Source organism: Leptotrichia hofstadii, from assembly GCF_007990525.1.
GTDB classification, from domain to species: domain Bacteria; phylum Fusobacteriota; class Fusobacteriia; order Fusobacteriales; family Leptotrichiaceae; genus Leptotrichia; species Leptotrichia hofstadii.
Genome location: NZ_AP019823.1, coordinates 2,417,948 through 2,435,750, shown reverse-complemented (window position 1 = coordinate 2,435,750; position 17,803 = coordinate 2,417,948). Strand labels below are relative to the sequence as shown.

The 17,803-nt window shown below is 31.7% G+C and carries 17 protein-coding genes; all 17 read left to right on the top strand.

What is annotated here, in order from left to right:
- Window positions 1-310 precede the first annotated feature (310 nt).
- Entirely contained in the window at window positions 311-1,732 is a 1,422-nt protein-coding gene (locus FVE77_RS11510) for a glycoside hydrolase family 1 protein (protein WP_026745871.1), read from the top strand.
- Window positions 1,733-1,986: 254 nt separating this feature from the next.
- Window positions 1,987-3,366, top strand: coding sequence for a UDP-N-acetylmuramoyl-tripeptide--D-alanyl-D-alanine ligase (locus FVE77_RS11505; protein ID WP_026745870.1), 1,380 nt, complete (start codon window positions 1,987-1,989; stop codon window positions 3,364-3,366).
- A gap of 90 nt (window positions 3,367-3,456) precedes the next feature.
- Window positions 3,457-4,545, top strand: a complete 1,089-nt coding sequence (gene mraY, locus FVE77_RS11500) for a phospho-N-acetylmuramoyl-pentapeptide-transferase (RefSeq protein WP_006806129.1) — start codon at window positions 3,457-3,459, stop codon at window positions 4,543-4,545.
- A 183-nt stretch (window positions 4,546-4,728) separates the two neighbouring features.
- Window positions 4,729-6,108, top strand: coding sequence for a UDP-N-acetylmuramoyl-L-alanine--D-glutamate ligase (gene murD, locus FVE77_RS11495; RefSeq protein ID WP_026745869.1), 1,380 nt, complete (start codon window positions 4,729-4,731; stop codon window positions 6,106-6,108).
- A 40-nt stretch (window positions 6,109-6,148) separates the two neighbouring features.
- Window positions 6,149-7,321: an FtsW/RodA/SpoVE family cell cycle protein gene (locus tag FVE77_RS11490; protein WP_026745868.1), complete on the top strand. Its 1,173-nt coding sequence runs from the start codon at window positions 6,149-6,151 to the stop codon at window positions 7,319-7,321.
- Between the two features lie 95 nt (window positions 7,322-7,416).
- Entirely contained in the window at window positions 7,417-8,466 is a 1,050-nt protein-coding gene (gene murG, locus FVE77_RS11485) for an undecaprenyldiphospho-muramoylpentapeptide beta-N-acetylglucosaminyltransferase (protein ID WP_026745867.1), read from the top strand.
- Window positions 8,467-8,499: 33 nt separating this feature from the next.
- Entirely contained in the window at window positions 8,500-9,861 is a 1,362-nt protein-coding gene (murC, locus tag FVE77_RS11480; protein WP_026745866.1) for a UDP-N-acetylmuramate--L-alanine ligase, read from the top strand.
- A gap of 69 nt (window positions 9,862-9,930) precedes the next feature.
- The gene (gene murB, locus FVE77_RS11475) at window positions 9,931-10,785 is read left to right on the top strand and encodes a UDP-N-acetylmuramate dehydrogenase (RefSeq protein WP_026745865.1); all 855 of its coding nucleotides are present in this window, start codon (window positions 9,931-9,933) and stop codon (window positions 10,783-10,785) included.
- 104 nt (window positions 10,786-10,889) lie between these two features.
- Entirely contained in the window at window positions 10,890-11,558 is a 669-nt protein-coding gene (locus tag FVE77_RS11470) for a cell division protein FtsQ/DivIB (protein WP_026745864.1), read from the top strand.
- Window positions 11,559-11,604: 46 nt separating this feature from the next.
- A complete protein-coding gene (ftsZ, locus tag FVE77_RS11465; RefSeq protein WP_026745863.1) occupies window positions 11,605-12,753 on the top strand; it encodes a cell division protein FtsZ in 1,149 nt (382 codons plus the stop codon).
- A 241-nt stretch (window positions 12,754-12,994) separates the two neighbouring features.
- A complete protein-coding gene (rpsF, locus tag FVE77_RS11460; RefSeq protein ID WP_006806121.1) occupies window positions 12,995-13,279 on the top strand; it encodes a 30S ribosomal protein S6 in 285 nt (94 codons plus the stop codon).
- A gap of 76 nt (window positions 13,280-13,355) precedes the next feature.
- Window positions 13,356-13,781, top strand: coding sequence for a single-stranded DNA-binding protein (locus FVE77_RS11455; protein WP_026745862.1), 426 nt, complete (start codon window positions 13,356-13,358; stop codon window positions 13,779-13,781).
- Window positions 13,782-13,848: 67 nt separating this feature from the next.
- Window positions 13,849-14,088 carry a 30S ribosomal protein S18 gene (rpsR, locus tag FVE77_RS11450; RefSeq protein WP_006806119.1) on the top strand — a complete coding sequence of 80 codons (240 nt, stop codon included), beginning with the start codon at window positions 13,849-13,851 and terminating at the stop codon, window positions 14,086-14,088.
- A 229-nt stretch (window positions 14,089-14,317) separates the two neighbouring features.
- The gene (locus FVE77_RS11445; protein WP_036087799.1) at window positions 14,318-14,974 is read left to right on the top strand and encodes a hypothetical protein; all 657 of its coding nucleotides are present in this window, start codon (window positions 14,318-14,320) and stop codon (window positions 14,972-14,974) included.
- A gap of 176 nt (window positions 14,975-15,150) precedes the next feature.
- The gene (locus tag FVE77_RS11440; protein WP_026745861.1) at window positions 15,151-15,729 is read left to right on the top strand and encodes a DUF937 domain-containing protein; all 579 of its coding nucleotides are present in this window, start codon (window positions 15,151-15,153) and stop codon (window positions 15,727-15,729) included.
- Between the two features lie 120 nt (window positions 15,730-15,849).
- Window positions 15,850-16,209, top strand: coding sequence for a fluoride efflux transporter CrcB (crcB, locus tag FVE77_RS11435; RefSeq protein ID WP_026745860.1), 360 nt, complete (start codon window positions 15,850-15,852; stop codon window positions 16,207-16,209).
- Between the two features lie 79 nt (window positions 16,210-16,288).
- Window positions 16,289-17,695: an MFS transporter gene (locus tag FVE77_RS11430; RefSeq protein WP_026745859.1), complete on the top strand. Its 1,407-nt coding sequence runs from the start codon at window positions 16,289-16,291 to the stop codon at window positions 17,693-17,695.
- The last annotated feature ends 108 nt before the right edge of the window (window positions 17,696-17,803 follow it).

The window sequence follows — 17,803 nt, the reverse complement described above, 5'->3', positions numbered from 1 at the left end:
TTTATATAATCTGGCTTATATTCTAATATAGTAAAATTTTTAGTAAAATTCTACAATCTCTATTTTGCTTTTAAATAGTTCTTTCATAAGTTATCTCTCTTGATAGTAGATTTTGTTTTGTTATTATAGCATATATTGTACTATTTTTTCTATATATTCATTATAGAATAAGGAAATCGTTGTTATAGCTTTTTTAATAGAAAAGATATATCTTTTTGAAATAGAGGTTGCTTTTTATTAAAAATGGAAATATAATAATATTGAAAATAAGGGAAAAATACGGATAATTAGATAGACGGAGTGATATTGTATGGCAAAATTGAAATTTCCAGATAATTTCTGGTGGGGATCGGCTACTTCGGGACCACAGAGTGAGGGGAGATTTAATAAAAAGAGCAGAAATATATTTGATTACTGGTTTGATACAGATAAGAAGGCATTTTTTGATGGTGTAGGACCAAATGTGGCTTCAAATTTTTATAACAGCTTTAGGGAAGATATAAAATTGTATAAGGAAATGGGGCTTAATTCACTAAGAACATCGATTCAATGGACACGGCTAATAAAGGATTTTGAAACTGGGGAAGCTGATGAGGATGGAGTGAGATTTTATACAGAGGTTATAGAGGAATTTGAGAAAAATGGGATTACTCTTGTGATGAATTTGTTCCATTTTGATATGCCAATAGAATTGCAGGAAAAATATGGCGGCTGGGAATCAAAGCATGTGGTAGAATTGTTTGTAAAATATGCCAGAAAAGCATTTGAGCTGTTTGGGGACAAGGTGAAATACTGGACGACTTTTAATGAGCCTATAGTACCTGTGGAAGCACAGTACATGTATCAATTCCATTATCCGCTTATTGTAGATGGGAAAAAAGCTATGCAGGTTTTGTATAATACGGCACTTGCTTCGGCAAAGGTAATTGGGGAATTTAGGAAAATAGAATCGTTGAAAAAAAAAGGGAAAATAGGAGTAATTTTGAATTTGACGCCATCGTATCCAAGAAGTGAAAATGAAGAGGATGTAAAGGCCGCCAAAATATCAGATGTGTTTTTTAATAATTCATTTTTAGATCCTGCGATTTATGGCAAATTTCCTGAATTATTGATAGAAATACTGGAAAAGGATGGAGTCTTGTGGGAAAGTACAGAAGAGGAACTAAAAGTTATTGCAGAAAATACAGTTGACTTTCTAGGAGTGAATTATTATCAGCCAAGAAGAATAAAGGCTCGAAAAACGGAATTTGATATTTCTAAAAATGGCTGGCTGCCTGATAAATATTTTGAAAATTATGATATGCCGGGGAAAAGAATGAATATTTACAGAGGATGGGAAATTTATCCGCAGGCGATTTATGATATTGCTAAAAATATTCAGGATAACTATAAAAATATAAAATGGTTTATTTCAGAAAATGGAATGGGAGTTGAAGGAGAAGAAAAATTTAAGAATGAACAGGGGATAATTGAAGATGACTACAGAATAGATTTTTTTAGGGAACATCTGACACATCTTCATAGAGCAATAGAAGAAGGTTCAAACTGCTTTGGCTATCACACTTGGACACCGATAGACTGCTGGTCCTGGACAAATGCCTACAAAAACAGATACGGATTTATCTCGGTAGATTTGCCAACGCAAATAAAGACGGTAAAAAAATCAGGGTACTGGATAAAGAAAGTTTCTGAAACTAACGAAATTGATGGCTGGGATATTAAAAAAGATTAATAAATATTTAGATACTTATGGTAAAATTACTTTAAAAATATACTTAAAAATTGAGGTTATTTTGCTGAAATTTTAGGTTTATATAATTTTTCCAGCTTGACTCTAAGGGGATTTGTGCATAAGATAAATTCTTTTAGAAAAATTTGAAAAAAAAATAAAAATATATTGAAAAAATGCTCTTCAAATGATATAATTTTATAATGCGAATAATTGTGAAAAAAGTATTAAATTAGATAGGAATCTGGAGAAATTTTATGAATAAAGCTGAAGTGTTTCAAAGTTTCTTTAATAAAGTAGAAATATCAGATTTTGAGATAAATAATATTTCGATTAACTCGAAAGAACTTGGTAAAAATGATATTTTTGTTGCTATCAGAGGTGGGAACAATTTTGTTAATGAAGCGTTGGAAAAAGGTGCTTTTGCTGTTTATGACAGTAAAACTTTAAAAATAGATGAAAAATATGCTAATCGTGCATTTTTTGTAAATGATAGTGTTGAATTTTTACAAAATTTTGCTAAGGAATGGCGAAAAAATTTAGATATAAAAGTAATTGGAATTACGGGAAGTAATGGAAAAACCACTGTAAAGGATATGATTTACCATTTGCTTTCACAAAAATATAAAGGAAAAAAGACTGAAGGGAATTACAATAATCATATTGGATTGCCCTTCACTTTGTTGCGTGCTGAAGAAGATGACAAATTTATTATTCTGGAAATGGGAATGAGCGGTTTTGGAGAAATTGATCTTCTTGGACAGATTGCATTGCCTGATATTAATGTAATTACCAACATTGGTGAATCACATCTGGAATTTTTGAAAACAAAGGAAAATGTATTTTTGGCAAAGACGGAGATTATTCCTTATATTAAAAATACGCTTGTAATCAATGGAGATGATGAATATTTAAAAAATGTAAAAGCTGAAAATATTGAAGTTGTAAGGGCTTTGAGTCTAGAAAATAATGAGTTTAGAGAGAAGACGTCTGATTTTTATTATGGGGACGTTCATTTTAACGAAAATGGAACTGATTTTTTTCTAAAATATTTTGGAAAAATTTGTCAAAGTACGGTTGAGAGAAATTATAAGACGAATGTTCTAGGGGAACATAATGTATTAAACTTAGTTATGGCAATCGCTGTGGCTAAACAATTCGGAATGGAAGATAAAATAATCAGTGAAGCTGTGAAAAATATTGGCTTGACTGGAATGCGGTTTCAAATAATTGAAAACGGTGATACAACATATATTAACGATGCCTATAATGCAAGTCCAATGTCTATGGAGAAATCACTTGAAACATTTTCCCAAATATATAACGACAGACTAAAAATAATGGTTCTAGGAGATATGCTGGAACTGGGAGAAAATGAGCTTGAACTTCATAGCAGCCTTTTTAATACAATAAAAAATACAAAATTTGACAAACTTTATTTATTTGGAGAAAGGATGAAAAGCCTATTTGAAAAAATAAAGGAAAATGTGGACAATGAAAATTTAAAAAACAAGGAATTTGGACATTTTGATGAAAAAGAAAAAATAAAAGAAAAAATAAGACAGATTTCTGAACAAAAGGCAGTGCTGTTAAAAGCATCACGAGGAATGAGATTAGAAGAAATCATAGAAAAATAAATATTATAAACAAAGAAAGGAGAAGAGTTTTTTATTACTGTATAATTTGTTTAAATATGGATTATTGGGTAAAAAACTCTATAATAAAGAATGTTATATTTACTGCAAGAGTTATTTATCAATAACTGGAGAGTTTTACGTGTTTTTAAATCAATAATGTTGAGAGCGTCTGTGGCGTTTATGATTGCGTTTCTGTTTATGTTAATTTTAGGAAAACCGTTTATTGCTTGGCTTAAAAAGAAAAAATATGGAGATACAGCAAGAGAAGAAGGGCCTAAATCACATTTTGACAAGTCTGGAACGCCTACAATGGGAGGACTTCTAATAATTGGTGCAATTTTATTTGCAACTGCTATTGCTGGTAATTTTACAAATAAATTTATTATATTTTTATTTGTAATTACAATTTTATTTACAACAATTGGATTTTATGATGACTATTTAAAATTGACAAAGCACAAGAAAGGGCTTTCTGGAAAGAAAAAAATATTAGGACAACTAATAATCACAGCATTAACATTCAGCTTTGTATATAAATTCGGACTTGTAAGCAAAACAATTGATTTTTCAATAATAAATCCATTAATTAAAAATTCATATTTATATATAACTCCAATACTGTTCTTTATTTTTGTGGCATTTGTAATAATCGGTTCTTCAAATGCGGTAAATTTGACAGATGGACTGGATGGACTTGTGAGCGGACCTACAATTGTAGTAAGTATTACGCTTTTAATTATTACTTATTTAACTGGAAATGTAAAATATGCAAAATACCTAAATCTTTATTACGTTCCGCAGGCAGCTGAAATGATAGTTTATTTAGCCTCAGTAATCGGAGCTTTAATTGGTTTCTTATGGTATAATTTCTATCCAGCACAAGTGTTTATGGGAGATACAGGTTCTTTAACATTGGGTGGAATTTTAGGAATTATTGTTATTTTTATAAAGCAAGAGCTGTTATTGCCGATTGCTGGATTTATATTTATTATGGAAGCCTTGTCAGTTATGATTCAAGTCTGGCACTTTAAAACTTTTGGAAAACGGGTGTTCAAAATGGCACCAATACATCATCATTTTGAACTGCTGGGATTGCCTGAAACAAAAGTTACAATAAGATTCTGGATTGTTTCAATAATGACATGTCTATTAACATTTGTAATTTTGAAATTAAGATAAATAAAGCAGGGGGATTTTTCCCCTGCAAACTAATTAAATTATATTTTTATTTATTGTTTCATAAAAAATGAAATTGTAAATAAGAATATAATGAATTTATTTTTATAAAAACTAATTTAGTTGAGTACTTAAGAATTTGGAATTTAGAAATATAAAATAAATAATAGAAAGAGGAAAAATCACATGGATAAAAAGGGAATTGTATTTGGTGCTGGGTTAAGTGGGCTTGGTGCTAAGGAATTGCTAGAAAAAAATGGATATGAAGTATATTTGATAGATGATAAGGCTGCAATGCCGTCAGCAGAGGGAATTAGGCTTTTGAATGAGGAAAAGGTTGAATTTATAGTAAAAAGTCCTGGGATTCCGTGGAAGGCAGAACTTTTGAAAGTTGCCAAGGAAAAAGGTGTTAAGATTATTTCAGAAATTGATCTGGCTTATAAATATGTGGATAAAAGTATAAAAATTATTTCGTTTACTGGCACAAACGGAAAAACTACAACATCTACTAAAATGGCAGAATTACTTAACTTTGCTGGATTTCGTGCAAAACTTGCCGGGAATGCAGGTTTTTCATTTGCAAAACTGGTGGCTGATGAAGAAGAGCTTGATTATATTGTGCTGGAACTTAGCAGCTACCAACTGGAAAATAATCCGCAAATTCATTCAAATATCGCTGGAATAATCAACTTAACTCCAGATCATTTGACACGATATGATTCGGTGGAAGATTATTATATTACAAAGTTTGCGATTTTTGATAAGCAGACAGATGATGACTTTGCACTGATTAATCTAGACGATGAAGTTTTTGCAGAACTGTATGAAAGAAATGAGATAAAGCAGAAAATAAAGGCTCAAAAAGTATATTTGAGTAAAGAAACAAAAGGGACAGTTTTTGTTTATGAAAATAATATTCGTATAATGAAGGATTTGAGTAAACTGGTTGATGAAATTCAGAATTTTGGTGAAAAAATTGATGAAATTTCAGAAATTTTGTTAAAAACTGAAGAATTGTCATTAAAGGGTAGACATAATTTGGAAAATATGTTATTTTTGATAAGTTCAGCAAAAATATTAAATGTAGAAAATAAAAAGATAGCAGAATTTTTAAAATCGACAAATGCGTTGGAGCATAGGCTAGAAAATTTTCTTGTAAAAGAAAATACTACATTTATTAATGATTCTAAGGGAACAAATGTAGAATCAACATTAAAAGCAATTGATTCATTTGATAATTCGATTATTATGATTCTTGGTGGAGATGATAAGAAAATTGATAATATGCCTTTGATTGAAAGAGTTAAGGAAAAAGTCGATTTTGTTTATTTAATTGGAGATAATGCTCAGATTTTGATTGACGATATGGAAAAGATTGGATATAAAAATTATAAAAATTTAGAAACAGTTGAAAATGTACTAAATTACTTGAAGGAAAATGTGGATTTTTCACAAAATCAGACAGTACTATTTTCACCTGCAACATCGAGCTTTTGCCAATTTAAAAGCTTTGAACATAGAGGAAAAGTCTTTAAGGAATTGACACAAAAAATTTTAGGGAAATAATTTTTATTTTTTAGAAAAAAATGTAATTTAGGAGAAAAAATTGAATAGTAAAAAAGTATTGGGAACAAGTTTTATAATAATAGTTTTAATTCTTTCGGCACTTAGCCTTATAACGATGGCAAGCCTGAGCTTTCCTAAGTCTCAGAGTGAATACGGGAACAGCTATCATTATCTGATTTTTCAGGCGGGATGGCTGGTTGCAGGTGGCGTAGGATTTGTATTTACAGCAAATTACAGCTATAGAAACTACAAAAAATATACAAAATATTACTATGTTATAGGCGTATTTTTTCTACTGCTGGTGCTTATAGTGGGTAAAAATACAAAAGGAGCGACACGTTGGATTTCCATAGGACCGATATCCGTACAGCCTTCAGAATTTGTAAAAATAATATTGATTATCACGCTTTCTACAATTATTTATATGTTAAAAAGTAAAGATGCGAAAAAAAATAAAGGTAAAAAAGTGATAGACAGGACAAAGAAATTTCCGTGGGTGTCAAGTCTTATAATCATGGTGCCAGTTTTTTTATATGCTATTCTTGTTATACTGGAAAAATCTTTCAGCAGCACAGCTCAAATCATAATAATTGGAATGACATATCTTTTTATTTCAGAAATAAAGTATTCTGTAATATTGGTATATACATCCTTAATAGGTATAGGGGGCTGGCTTTCGATAACAAAGGTTGGATACAGGGCAAGCAGGCTGGCTGCCTACAATTCAAAGGACAGCATTGTTTACCAGACGCATCATTCTTTAATTGCAATAGCAAATGGAAAGCTAAGTGGAAGATTTTATGGAAATGGGCTTCAGAAATATAATTTTCTGCCAGAAATACATACTGACTATATTTTTTCAGGATTTGCTGAAGAAAACGGGTTTATGGGAGTAGTGTTCCTTATGGGGCTATATTTGGCTATGCTTGTTATAATGGCAGTTACCTTGAAAAAAATAAAGGATGTCTATGCAAAATATCTTTTAGTAGGGATTTTTGTGATGTTTGCCACTCAGATAATTGGAAATATAGCGGTTGTGAGCGGAGCAGTTCCTTCGACAGGAATTCCACTTCCAATGATGAGCTATGGCGGAAGCTCCATAATTACTGCAATGACAGCGCTTGGAATAGCATACAACATAATAAGGGCATTGTACAAGCAGGAAATGGGAGATAGCCTGGATGAGCTGAATGAAGTTGACTATCTGATGTAGTTCTGGAGAATTGTTGGAATAATTTTGAATTTATCTTTACAAGACTTTTAAAATAATTTATAAAATAAACTGAGAAACGAGAGGAATAATAAACAATGGAAAAAGTAGTATTTACTACAGGAGGAACAGGCGGACATATCTATCCAGCTTTGTCAATTGCGAAAAAAGTTAGGGAAAAAGGTATAGATACACTGTTTGTTGGAACAAAGCACAGAATGGAAAAGGATATTGTTCCAAATGAAAATTTTAGATTTATTGGGCTGGATGTATTGCCTTTAAGAAGTATAAAATCAGGATTTAAAATGATAACGGCAACGGCAAGCGCAATAAAACTGCTAAAAAAAGAAAAGCCTACAAAAATTATAGCATTTGGAAATTATATAACAATACCAGTGCTAATAGCGGCTAATGTGTTACGAATACCGTATTATCTGCAAGAGCAGAATCATACAATGGGTCAGGCTAACAAATGGTTCTACAAAGGTGCAAAAAAGGTGTTTATTGCCTTTGGAAATACACTTGAAAGTATCAAGGAAAAATATAAAAGCAAATTTGTTGTAACAGGAAATCCGTTGCGGGAAGAATTTTACGGAAAAAATAAGCAGGAGGAAAGACAAAAGCTTGGAATAAAGGATAATGAAAGAGTAATCCTTATTATCGGTGGAAGTCTTGGTGCAAAAAACATAAACGAAGCAATTGTGAAAAAATGGAAGACAATAACAGAAGATGAGAGAATACGCCTGTTCTGGGCAACTGGAAAAGATAATTATGAAGCATCAACTTGCAGAATAAGAGATTTCGGAACAGCAGTAGTTGAACCGTATTTTGAAAATGTTCCAGAATTAATGGCGGCTTCTGATATTGTAATCTGCCGTGCAGGAGCTTCGACTATTTCTGAACTTATCCAGCTTGAAAAACCATCGGTACTGATTCCATACGATTTTGTTGGACAGAAGGAAAATGCAGATGTGCTGGAATATGCAAATGGCGCAAAAATTTTTACAAATGAAACAGTGGAAGAAGCGATAGATGAAGCCTTGTCAATCGTTCGACAGGCATCAATGCTGGAATTTATGAGTGAAAATGTAAAAACCTTGAAAAAAGGAAATTCAGCAGAAACAATAGTTGGAGAAATGGGACTTTAAGAATAAAAATTAGGAAAAAAATATGGAGGAAAAATGCTAACAAAAATAAATAACGTATATTTTAGCGGAATAAACGGAATTGGAATGAGCGGACTTGCAAAAATTCTGGCATCAGACGGATTTAACGTGGCAGGTTCAGATCTCGAAAGAAAGCCTGTAACAGAAGACATGGAAGAAATGGGAATAAAGGTTTATATAGGACAAGTTGAGGAAAATGTAAAGGACAAAGGAATAGATTTATTTGTATATTCAACTGCGATTAAGGAAACAAACCCTGAGTACAAATACATTGTAGATAATAATATAAAAAAAATAAAAAGAGGGGAACTGCTTGCTGAAATAATGAACAGATTTGATGGAATCGCTGTGGCAGGGACTCATGGAAAGACTACAACAAGCTCAATGATGAGCGTGGCGCTTTTGGAAAAGGAGCCATTTATAGTAGTCGGGGGGATTATTCCAGAAATAAGAAGTAACAGCCAGATTGGCAATTCAGAATATTTTATTGCTGAAGCTGATGAAAGTGACAATTCATTTTTATACATTAAACCAAAGTATTCTGTTGTGACAAATATTGAAGCTGATCACTTGGATCATCACGGAACTTTTGAAAATATAAAAAAATCATTTGAGCAGTTTATAGACAGTACAGAAAAAATAGCAGTACTTTGTAAAGATACAGTAGAAAAAGTTGGACTTAATATAAAAAATAAAAATGTAGTCTGGTATAGCATAAAGGATGAAACCGCTGATATTTATGCGAAAAATATAAGAGTGGAAAATGGAATAACAAGTTTTGAAGTTGTAAAAAAAGGTGAAGATTTAGGAACATTCAGCCTAAGCATCCCTGGAGACCACAATGTTTCAAATTCACTTCCAGTAATTTATTTTGCACACGAGTTTAAATGTAATATGAAAAAAGTAAAAGAAAGAATCTTGAAGTTTAAAGGTGCAAACAGAAGATACCAAGTTATTTATGACAATAATTTGAGAATAATTGATGATTATGCACATCATCCAACAGAAGTAAAAGTAACAATCAATGCGGCACATAATACTGAAAAAGGCAAAGTGACTGTAATTTTCCAGCCTCACCGATACAGCCGTACAAAATTTTTCTTTGATGATTTTGTAAATTCATTAAAAGATGCTGACGACTTGATCTTGCTTCCAATTTATGCGGCAAGCGAAGACAATACTTACGACGTAAGTTCAGAATTACTTGCAGAAAAAATTGGAGGAAATGTCAGAGTGCAAACTCAGGAAGAAATAGAAGACATTATAAAAAATGACAGAAATAGTGGAAATACCTATGTGTTTATGGGAGCTGGGAGCGTATCAAAGGTGGCTCATGAGATTGCAAGTGACTTGAGAAAGATGGAAATTGACGGTTAGAGCAAATAATATTGCAGAATAACTGAAATTTTTATATAAAGATTCATAGAAAGTGAGAATGAAATAAAAATGGAAATAATAAAAAATGCCAAGATGAAGGAATATTCAAATATGAAAGTTGGCGGAACTGCAAAGGAGCTTATTTTCATAGATGATAAAAAAGAATTAAAGGAAATTTTACAAACTAGAAGTAATATTTTTCTTTTGGGAAATGGTACAAACACTCTTATTAATGATGGAAATCTGGATATAAGCTTTTTATCATTAAAAAGATTGAAAAATATAACAGTTGAAGAAAAAAAAGGCGACTACGATCTGGTAAGAGTGGAAGCTGGGCTGGACTTGGATGATTTGATAGATTTTATGGAAAAAAATAATTATTCAGGGCTAGAAAATATTACTGGTATTCCGGGATCTGTTGGTGGGCTTGTAAATATGAACGGTGGAGCTTATGGAACAGAAATTTTTGACTGTATTGAAGAAGTGGAAGTTTGTAAAAATGACGGAGAAATTGTAAAAATTAAGACAGCAGATTTGAATTTTAAATACAGAACTACTGAAATAAAAGAAAATAAATGGATTGTAGTTTCTGCCTTGTTTAAATTTGGTTTTGGATTTGATAAAGCGGCTTCAGAGGACAAAAGGGAGCAGAGAAAAACAAAACATCCATTGGATTTGCCGAATTTAGGAAGCACATTTAAAAATCCGGAAGGCACATTTGCGGCAAAACTAATTTCAGATGCCGGTTTAAAGGGATATAGAGTTGGGGATGTGGAAATTTCCCCAAAACATCCAAATTTTGTTACAAACTTGGGAAATGCAACATTTAATGATATAATTTCAGTTATTGAACACGTAAAGGAAGTAGTATTTGAAAAATTTGGAGTAAAATTGGAAACAGAAATAATAATTTTAAAAAAATAATGATAAATAATTTTAATTTTGAAATAAATTTAAATAAATTTATTTAATATATTGAATAAAATCAAAAAAAAGTGTATAATAATAGAAAAAACGGAGTTTTAAATATGAAAAAGTCGATTAATGTATTGATTTTACTATTTTTATTGGCAGGAATGATGTTTTTTGGTAAAAGATTTATTGACACGGATTACTTTAAAGTTCAGGAAGTTCTCATAAAAGGAGAGTCCAAACTGCTGAAACAGGACATAGTAACAAAGCTTGAACAGATGAAAGGCAAAAATATCGTATATTTGAATACCAATGAGATTGAGAGCCTTATAAAAAAAGATGCAAGAGTAAAAAAAGTATCGGTAAAAAAACTTTTTCCAAGCAAAATTGAAGTTACGCTGGAAGAAAAGCAGCCTTATGTATATGTAAAAAAAGGAGATGAAACTCTTCTTGCAGATAAGGATTTGGTTATTTATGGCGATATTTTGGAAGATCCTTCAAGAAATATTCCTGTAATAGAATATACAAATGATGAAAGTCTAAACGCTATAAAAACCATACTTTCTAAAATAAGAAATAAAGATTTTTATGCTATGATTTCCGAGATAAGGCAATCTGAAAAAAATTATGAGATACTTCTAATTAATAACGTAAAAATAATAACAGATACACAAGTAACAGATAAAAAATATGAAGATGCATATAAATTATACGAAAGAATAAAAAAAGAAAGACGAGTAACTTCTATGGATTTAAGATTCATAGACATTGTTGTGAAAGAATAATTGCAGTAAATAAGAGAAAGGAGAAGCTACTTTAATAAATTTTACAATGTCAGCATTTGTAAGTAGCAAAGAGAAAATGGATAACTTTAGTAATGCAGCGAAACTGAAAGTAGTAGGAGTAGGTGGAGCCGGTGGAAATGCGATAAATGATATGATTGAAAGTAATATAACAACTGTTGAGTTTATAGCAATAAATACGGATCAGCAGGATTTAGATAGATCGAAGGCGGCAACAAAGGTGCTTTTGGGAAGAGGAATGGGAGCTGGAGCAGATCCTGAAAAAGGGAGGATTGCAGCCAAAGAATCAGAAGAAAAAATAAAAGAAGTGCTAGAAGGAACAGACATGCTGTTTATAACTGCCGGAATGGGTGGAGGAACAGGTACAGGAGCATCTCCAATTATTGCTGAAGTTGCAAAAGCAATGGGAATTTTAACTGTAGCCATTGTAACAAAGCCATTCAGTTTTGAGGGACCGCTGAAGAAAAGCAACGCTGCAACGGGAATTGAGAATTTAAAGGAAAATGTAGATACATTAATAGCAATTCCAAATGACAGGCTGTTTGAAATACCGGGGATGAATATTTCTTTAATGAATGCATTTAAAGAGGCAAATGGCGTTCTTAAAATGGGAATAAAGGGAATTTCTGACTTGATAACAAAACAAGGGATTGTGAATCTGGATTTTGCAGATGTAAAATCAATTATGCAAAACTCAGGCATTGCAATGTTAGGATTTGGAGAGGCAAATGGCGATGAAAAAGCTAAGAGCGCAACTGCTCAGGCATTGAACAGCCCATTGCTGGAAAAATCAATTGAAGGGGCAAAGAAAATACTGGTAAATATTACTGCGGGACCGGATATTGGATTACAGGAAATACAGGAAGTTGCACAGACAATCTCGAAAAAAACGGGACACGACAAGGCAAACTTGCTGTGGGGGTATATTTTAGAGCCTGAACTTGAAGGTACAATAAGCGTGTCATTAGTGGCAACAGATTTTCAGGAAGAATTTTTGGTAGCTGATGAAACTTCAGGAACAATCAGGTTCGCACCATCTGAAGAGGCAAAACTGGAAACAGAAAATCAGAATGAAGAAAAAAACAATGAGAATGCTCATCTGAACGAAGAAGAAAATTACGAAGAAGACAAGGAAGATGAAATTGATTTTGTATTGCCGCCATTCTTTGAAGAATAAAATAATTTAATAAATATACAGAACTGCCTAATAACAGACTCATTACAAAATGAATACAATATAAAACTATTTGCTGAAGAAAATCTGGATAGTTTTATTTTTGTGTACAGAGACATTTAGGATTTCATAGTGCTAAATAATTTTGAAAATGACTTGATTTTATTAGGCTTTTTTGGTATAATAATAAAACCTGCTCTATTTGTGGAAGTAGGGCTAAAAAGCCATAGGAAAGGAGAAAGAAATGAGAAATTACGAAATTATGTTTATTTTGTCTACACAATTGACAGATGAAGAAAAACAAGCTGGAGTTGAATTTGTAGAAAAAACATTGACAGCTGGTGGAGCAACTGAAGTTAAAACAGAAATCTGGGGAGATAGAAAATTAGCTTACCCAATCAAGAAAAAAGAAAACGGATACTATGTTTTAACAACATTCCAAGCTGATGGAACTCAATTTACTGAAATTGAAGCAAAATTAAACATTAACGAATCACTTTTGAAATATATGATTGTTAAAAATGACTAATTTGAAATAACTTAAATTTTAAATTTGAGGTTTTGTTATTTTAAATTGAAAAAATAAAAAAATAGGGGGAAAATTTATGAACGTAGTAATACTAATGGGAAGAATGACAAGAGATCCTGAATTAAAATTTACTTCGGGAGGAAAGGTATTTGCAAATTTTTCGTTAGCTGTACAAAAAACAAAAGATGAAGTAGAATTTATTGACTGTACTGTCTGGGAAAAAACAGCTGAAACAATTGCTGAATATTTTAGAAAAGGTAATAGAATTCTTGTACAAGGTCGTTTAAGCGTAAATAGTTACGAACAGAACGGTGAAAAAAGAAGAAGAATGAATGTTGTCGTAAATAGCTTTGAATTTGTTGAAAGTTCGAAAAGTTCTGGGAATAGCGAAGGATACCAGCAAAACAAATCTTTTAGCAATAATAACAGCAAACCAGTACAGAATGACACTTTTGATGATGATAATGATGATATGGAAGACGATGAAGAGTTTCCATTTTAATGATAACTAAGTAGATTTTATAATAGGAAATAAAATTTACTAAAAAAGTTTTAGGAGGTGCAAATTAATGAGAGCTAAACCAGTTACAGAATTTAAAAGAAGAAAAAGACGTCCAAAAGTTAAATTTAAAGTAGAAGATATTAATTATAAAAACGTTGAACTGTTAAAAAACTTTATGAACGATAAAGGAAAAATCTCTCCAGCGAGAGTAACAGGATTAGAAGCTAAAGTTCAAAGAAAAATTGCTAAAGCAATTAAAAGAGCTAGACAAATCGCTTTGATGCCTTATACAAAAATTGAAAAATAATAAGTTTTTGTTTTTATAAATTTTTAAGACTATTTAAAATGAGTACAACTTATTTTTAGATAGTCTTTTTTTGTGAAAAAATATGGAAAAATTAAGAATAATATTGTATAATGTATAAAATTACTTCAAAATTGGATTGTTATAAATAAAGAATTAATTACTGCAATAAATTTTGGCTTGATTCAGTTTTGAAGAGGTTTGAGTATATAAAAATTAGGTGGTAGTAAAAATGTTGAAGAAAAGTAAGGTGCTGTTTTTGCTTTTTTTGGTTATTTTTATGCTGAGCTGTGGTAAAAAGGAGAGTCAGGAGAAAAAAAGAAATCCTGAAAATGTACAGAATAAAGCTGCGCAGGAAAATATTTTTTCAAATAATTCTATTGAAAAAATAATTGAAACTTTTTCTAAAAAGTCTAAAGATAATAAAATAAGCATTGGAGATTTTGAAAAATTGGTGTATGAAAACAAGAACTACTATTACGCTAAGATACATTCCAAAGGAGATGCAATTTATGCGCTTGATTACAGCGGAATAAGTGCAACCAGCATATTTCTGAAGGTTAGCAAGGTGGATGGAGCTAACTTGGGGATAATTGAAAACATGGTAGTTAATCTTATACAGGTATCTGATGAAAAGATTAACGAGTCTGAAGCGAGAGTAATTTACACGAAAATTCTGGCAAGTATGGGAGAAAAGGAGCTGTCAAGCTTATTAACATACACAAATGGCATAATATATGGAATAAGAATAGATTCAGCGACAGGTGAATTTATATTTTTTGCCAGAGAATCAGAAAACGAAAATGCAGTTACAAGCATTCAAAATCTTAAATTTAATGATAAAAAAGAAATAACTTCTCAAAGAATGACAAATTTGGGAGGAAGGTAAGTATCGGATGTATACTAATTTGAAAATTATTGTAAATATCACTTTAAAATCAAACTTAAAAGTTATTGCTGTTTTGCTCAGCTTTTAATATTATTTAACACATTGGTTAGATATAAAGTAAGTTTGAGCATACAAAAAATAAAATCAAAATAAATAGCAAAAATTTAGGAGGGAAAATGAATTTAGAAGCATTATTAGGATTATTACAAGGACAGGATTTAGGAAAACTGGCTGAACAGGTTGGGGGAAACAGCACGGAAGTTAAAAATGGCGTTGCAGCGGCATTACCGGCAATATTGGCAGCAGTTAATAAAAATGCAAATAACAGTGAAAAAGCGGAAGGATTGAATAACGCATTGAATCAGCATGATGGTTCAGTATTAAACAATCTGGATAATTATTTAAAAAATCCTGATTTGAAGGATGGAGCAGGAATTTTGGGACATTTATTTGGAAATAATACTCAAAATATAGCAAATGCCGTTTCACAATCAAGCGGGCTTGATACTCAAGGAAGCATGAAAATATTACAAACTTTAGCTCCCCTTGTATTGGGTGCATTGGGACAGCAAAAAAAGGAAAATAATCTGGATGCACAAGGAATCGGAAATTTGACATCTAACCTTGCGGCAAATTTCGCAGGAGAAGGTGGAATTATGAGCATGGTTACAAATCTTTTAGATTCAAATAAAGATGGAAATGTTATGGATGATGTAATGGGATTAGTTGGGAAATTTTTTGGCGGTAAAAAATAAAATATTGTAAAATAAATATATTTAATTAGGCAAAGGGACTATTTTATTTTTAAAGTTATCTCATAAAAGCCTAATTTTTTTATCTTTTAGATAAATTTTTAGTATCAAGGATGGTGAATAATGAAATTTTTGATGATTGGAATTGGTGGGGGAATTGGGGCGATTCTTCGGTATTTGATTAGTGCTGTGCCTATGAAAGTGAGTTTTCCTGTGCAGACTTTTGTTACAAATGTTTTGGGAGCAATATTGATTGGGGTTGTTGTTGAGGTGGTGGCTGGAAAGCAGGTTTCACAGAATTGGAGTTTATTCTGGAGAGTGGGAATTTGTGGAGGATTTACGACGTTTTCTACATTTTCGCTGGAAACGTATAACTTGATTGAGAAGGGGAACACCTGGATTGCATTGGGATATGCGGTTTTGAGCGTTGTGCTGTCGGTTGTGGGAGTTTTTATTGGAAGAGGGATTGTTAGAGCGGCATAAAAAGTGTAATGTAAAAAATTGGAATATTTTTATTAATTTTTGGTATGAAAAAACTTGAATATTTAGTGAAGGAGTTAATATGGATAAGGAACATTCAATAGAAAATACGAAAAAATATGCGATACTGGAGGTTATGTTCTTTAATGGATATTCAGTGGGAATGCAGAGTTTTGTGCTTTTGAGCCTGGCGATTTATTTTAATATGAGTTCTTTTTTTATATCAATTGTATCATCATTGCCAACAGCAGGATATTTGCTGCAGATATTTACTAAGCGGGTAAATCTTCTGCTTGGGAGCAGGAAAAGGACGATGGTGATAGCGGCGACTGTTTCAAGGCTGGTTATTTGTGTTATGCCTTTTGCTGTTTTTTTTGATATAAGAAGGCAGGAAGTCTATTTTGCGGTAATGTTTATTTATGCTCTTGTTTCACCTTTTTCAAATAATGTCTGGACAGCTGTGATGACGAAAATTATTGATAAAAGGGAAAGAGGGAAGTATTTTGGGAAACGTAATTTATTTTCGTCGTTGTCTACTGTGGTTTATACTTTGCTTTATGGATATGTCTTGTCAATGCCAGATAGGAAAACTGCAATGCTCATCTTGACAATGGCAATGTCGCTTTCAGCAATAGGATCAGCGATATTTATGTGTCTTCATTATGTGCCTGATTCAGAAAGCGATATGAAAAAAGTGAGCATAAAGACAGCATTTAAAAATAAAAATTTTGTCGTTTATCTAAAATTTGCTTCTGTGTGGCTGTTTACATGGGAATTTCTAAAGCCAATGACAGAATATTACAGAATAAAAGTGCTTGGTGTAAATACAATGTTTATTTCCCAAATGGGAGTCCTAACAGCGGTATTGTCAAGCATACTTTATCTAGTTTATGGAAAATTGTCTGATAAATACGGAAACAAGACAATGTTAAGAATGGGAATATTTTTTACAACATATTATGTGCTTACCTATTTTTCAATGACTCAAGACAATAAAATGTCAATGCTTTTTGCAGCCGCAGTAATTGATGCGATAGGATTTACAGCGATAACATTAAGTTTACTGAATCTTATGATGGAAGTTTCAGGCGAGCCTGCTGATGCTTATGTAGGAGCTTATGCGATGGTTTCAGGGCTTTCAGCAATATTGGCCGGATTATTTGGTGGAATACTGGGAAAATTTATAAATAACGGAGTAATTTATATTTTTGGGGAACAATTTTACACAATAAGATTTGCCTTTGTTATAGGATTTATTTTAAGATTATTTTCATTGCTGGAATTAACGAGAGTTTATTCCTTTGAAAAAACATTTGTATATCCTGGCGGAAGCAGCCGAATAAAAAGCATGTTTTCAAAAATAATGTTTTCAGGATCAAGATACGTTATTCATTCTAATAAAGGAAAAAATGAAGATTCTGATGAACAAAATGTAGATAAGGAAGAGGATGTTAGTGGTAAATCTAATGAAAGTAAGAAAGAACTGTAATTGATTTGTAGCCAGCTATAAGAGTAAAAAGTTGCAGAAATTGAGTAGCATAGCAAGGAATCAAGACTCCTTGTCAAAGAGTGTAGAAAAGTAAGGAAATTAAACATT

Bases quoted from the DNA above. Each gene is read 5' to 3' on its own strand.
- FVE77_RS11440 (WP_026745861.1), top strand. From the start codon at position 15,151: ATGAATTTAGAAGCATTATTAGGATTATTACAAGGACAGGATTTAGGA.
- mraY (WP_006806129.1), top strand. From the start codon at position 3,457: ATGTTATATTTACTGCAAGAGTTATTTATCAATAACTGGAGAGTTTTA.
- FVE77_RS11455 (WP_026745862.1), top strand. From the start codon at position 13,356: ATGAACGTAGTAATACTAATGGGAAGAATGACAAGAGATCCTGAATTA.
- FVE77_RS11510 (WP_026745871.1), top strand. From the start codon at position 311: ATGGCAAAATTGAAATTTCCAGATAATTTCTGGTGGGGATCGGCTACT.
- crcB (WP_026745860.1), top strand. From the start codon at position 15,850: ATGAAATTTTTGATGATTGGAATTGGTGGGGGAATTGGGGCGATTCTT.
- rpsF (WP_006806121.1), top strand. From the start codon at position 12,995: ATGAGAAATTACGAAATTATGTTTATTTTGTCTACACAATTGACAGAT.
- murC (WP_026745866.1), top strand. From the start codon at position 8,500: ATGCTAACAAAAATAAATAACGTATATTTTAGCGGAATAAACGGAATT.
- rpsR (WP_006806119.1), top strand. From the start codon at position 13,849: ATGAGAGCTAAACCAGTTACAGAATTTAAAAGAAGAAAAAGACGTCCA.
- murG (WP_026745867.1), top strand. From the start codon at position 7,417: ATGGAAAAAGTAGTATTTACTACAGGAGGAACAGGCGGACATATCTAT.
- ftsZ (WP_026745863.1), top strand. From the start codon at position 11,605: ATGTCAGCATTTGTAAGTAGCAAAGAGAAAATGGATAACTTTAGTAAT.
- FVE77_RS11430 (WP_026745859.1), top strand. From the start codon at position 16,289: ATGGATAAGGAACATTCAATAGAAAATACGAAAAAATATGCGATACTG.
- FVE77_RS11470 (WP_026745864.1), top strand. From the start codon at position 10,890: ATGAAAAAGTCGATTAATGTATTGATTTTACTATTTTTATTGGCAGGA.
- murD (WP_026745869.1), top strand. From the start codon at position 4,729: ATGGATAAAAAGGGAATTGTATTTGGTGCTGGGTTAAGTGGGCTTGGT.
- FVE77_RS11505 (WP_026745870.1), top strand. From the start codon at position 1,987: ATGAATAAAGCTGAAGTGTTTCAAAGTTTCTTTAATAAAGTAGAAATA.
- FVE77_RS11445 (WP_036087799.1), top strand. From the start codon at position 14,318: ATGTTGAAGAAAAGTAAGGTGCTGTTTTTGCTTTTTTTGGTTATTTTT.
- murB (WP_026745865.1), top strand. From the start codon at position 9,931: ATGGAAATAATAAAAAATGCCAAGATGAAGGAATATTCAAATATGAAA.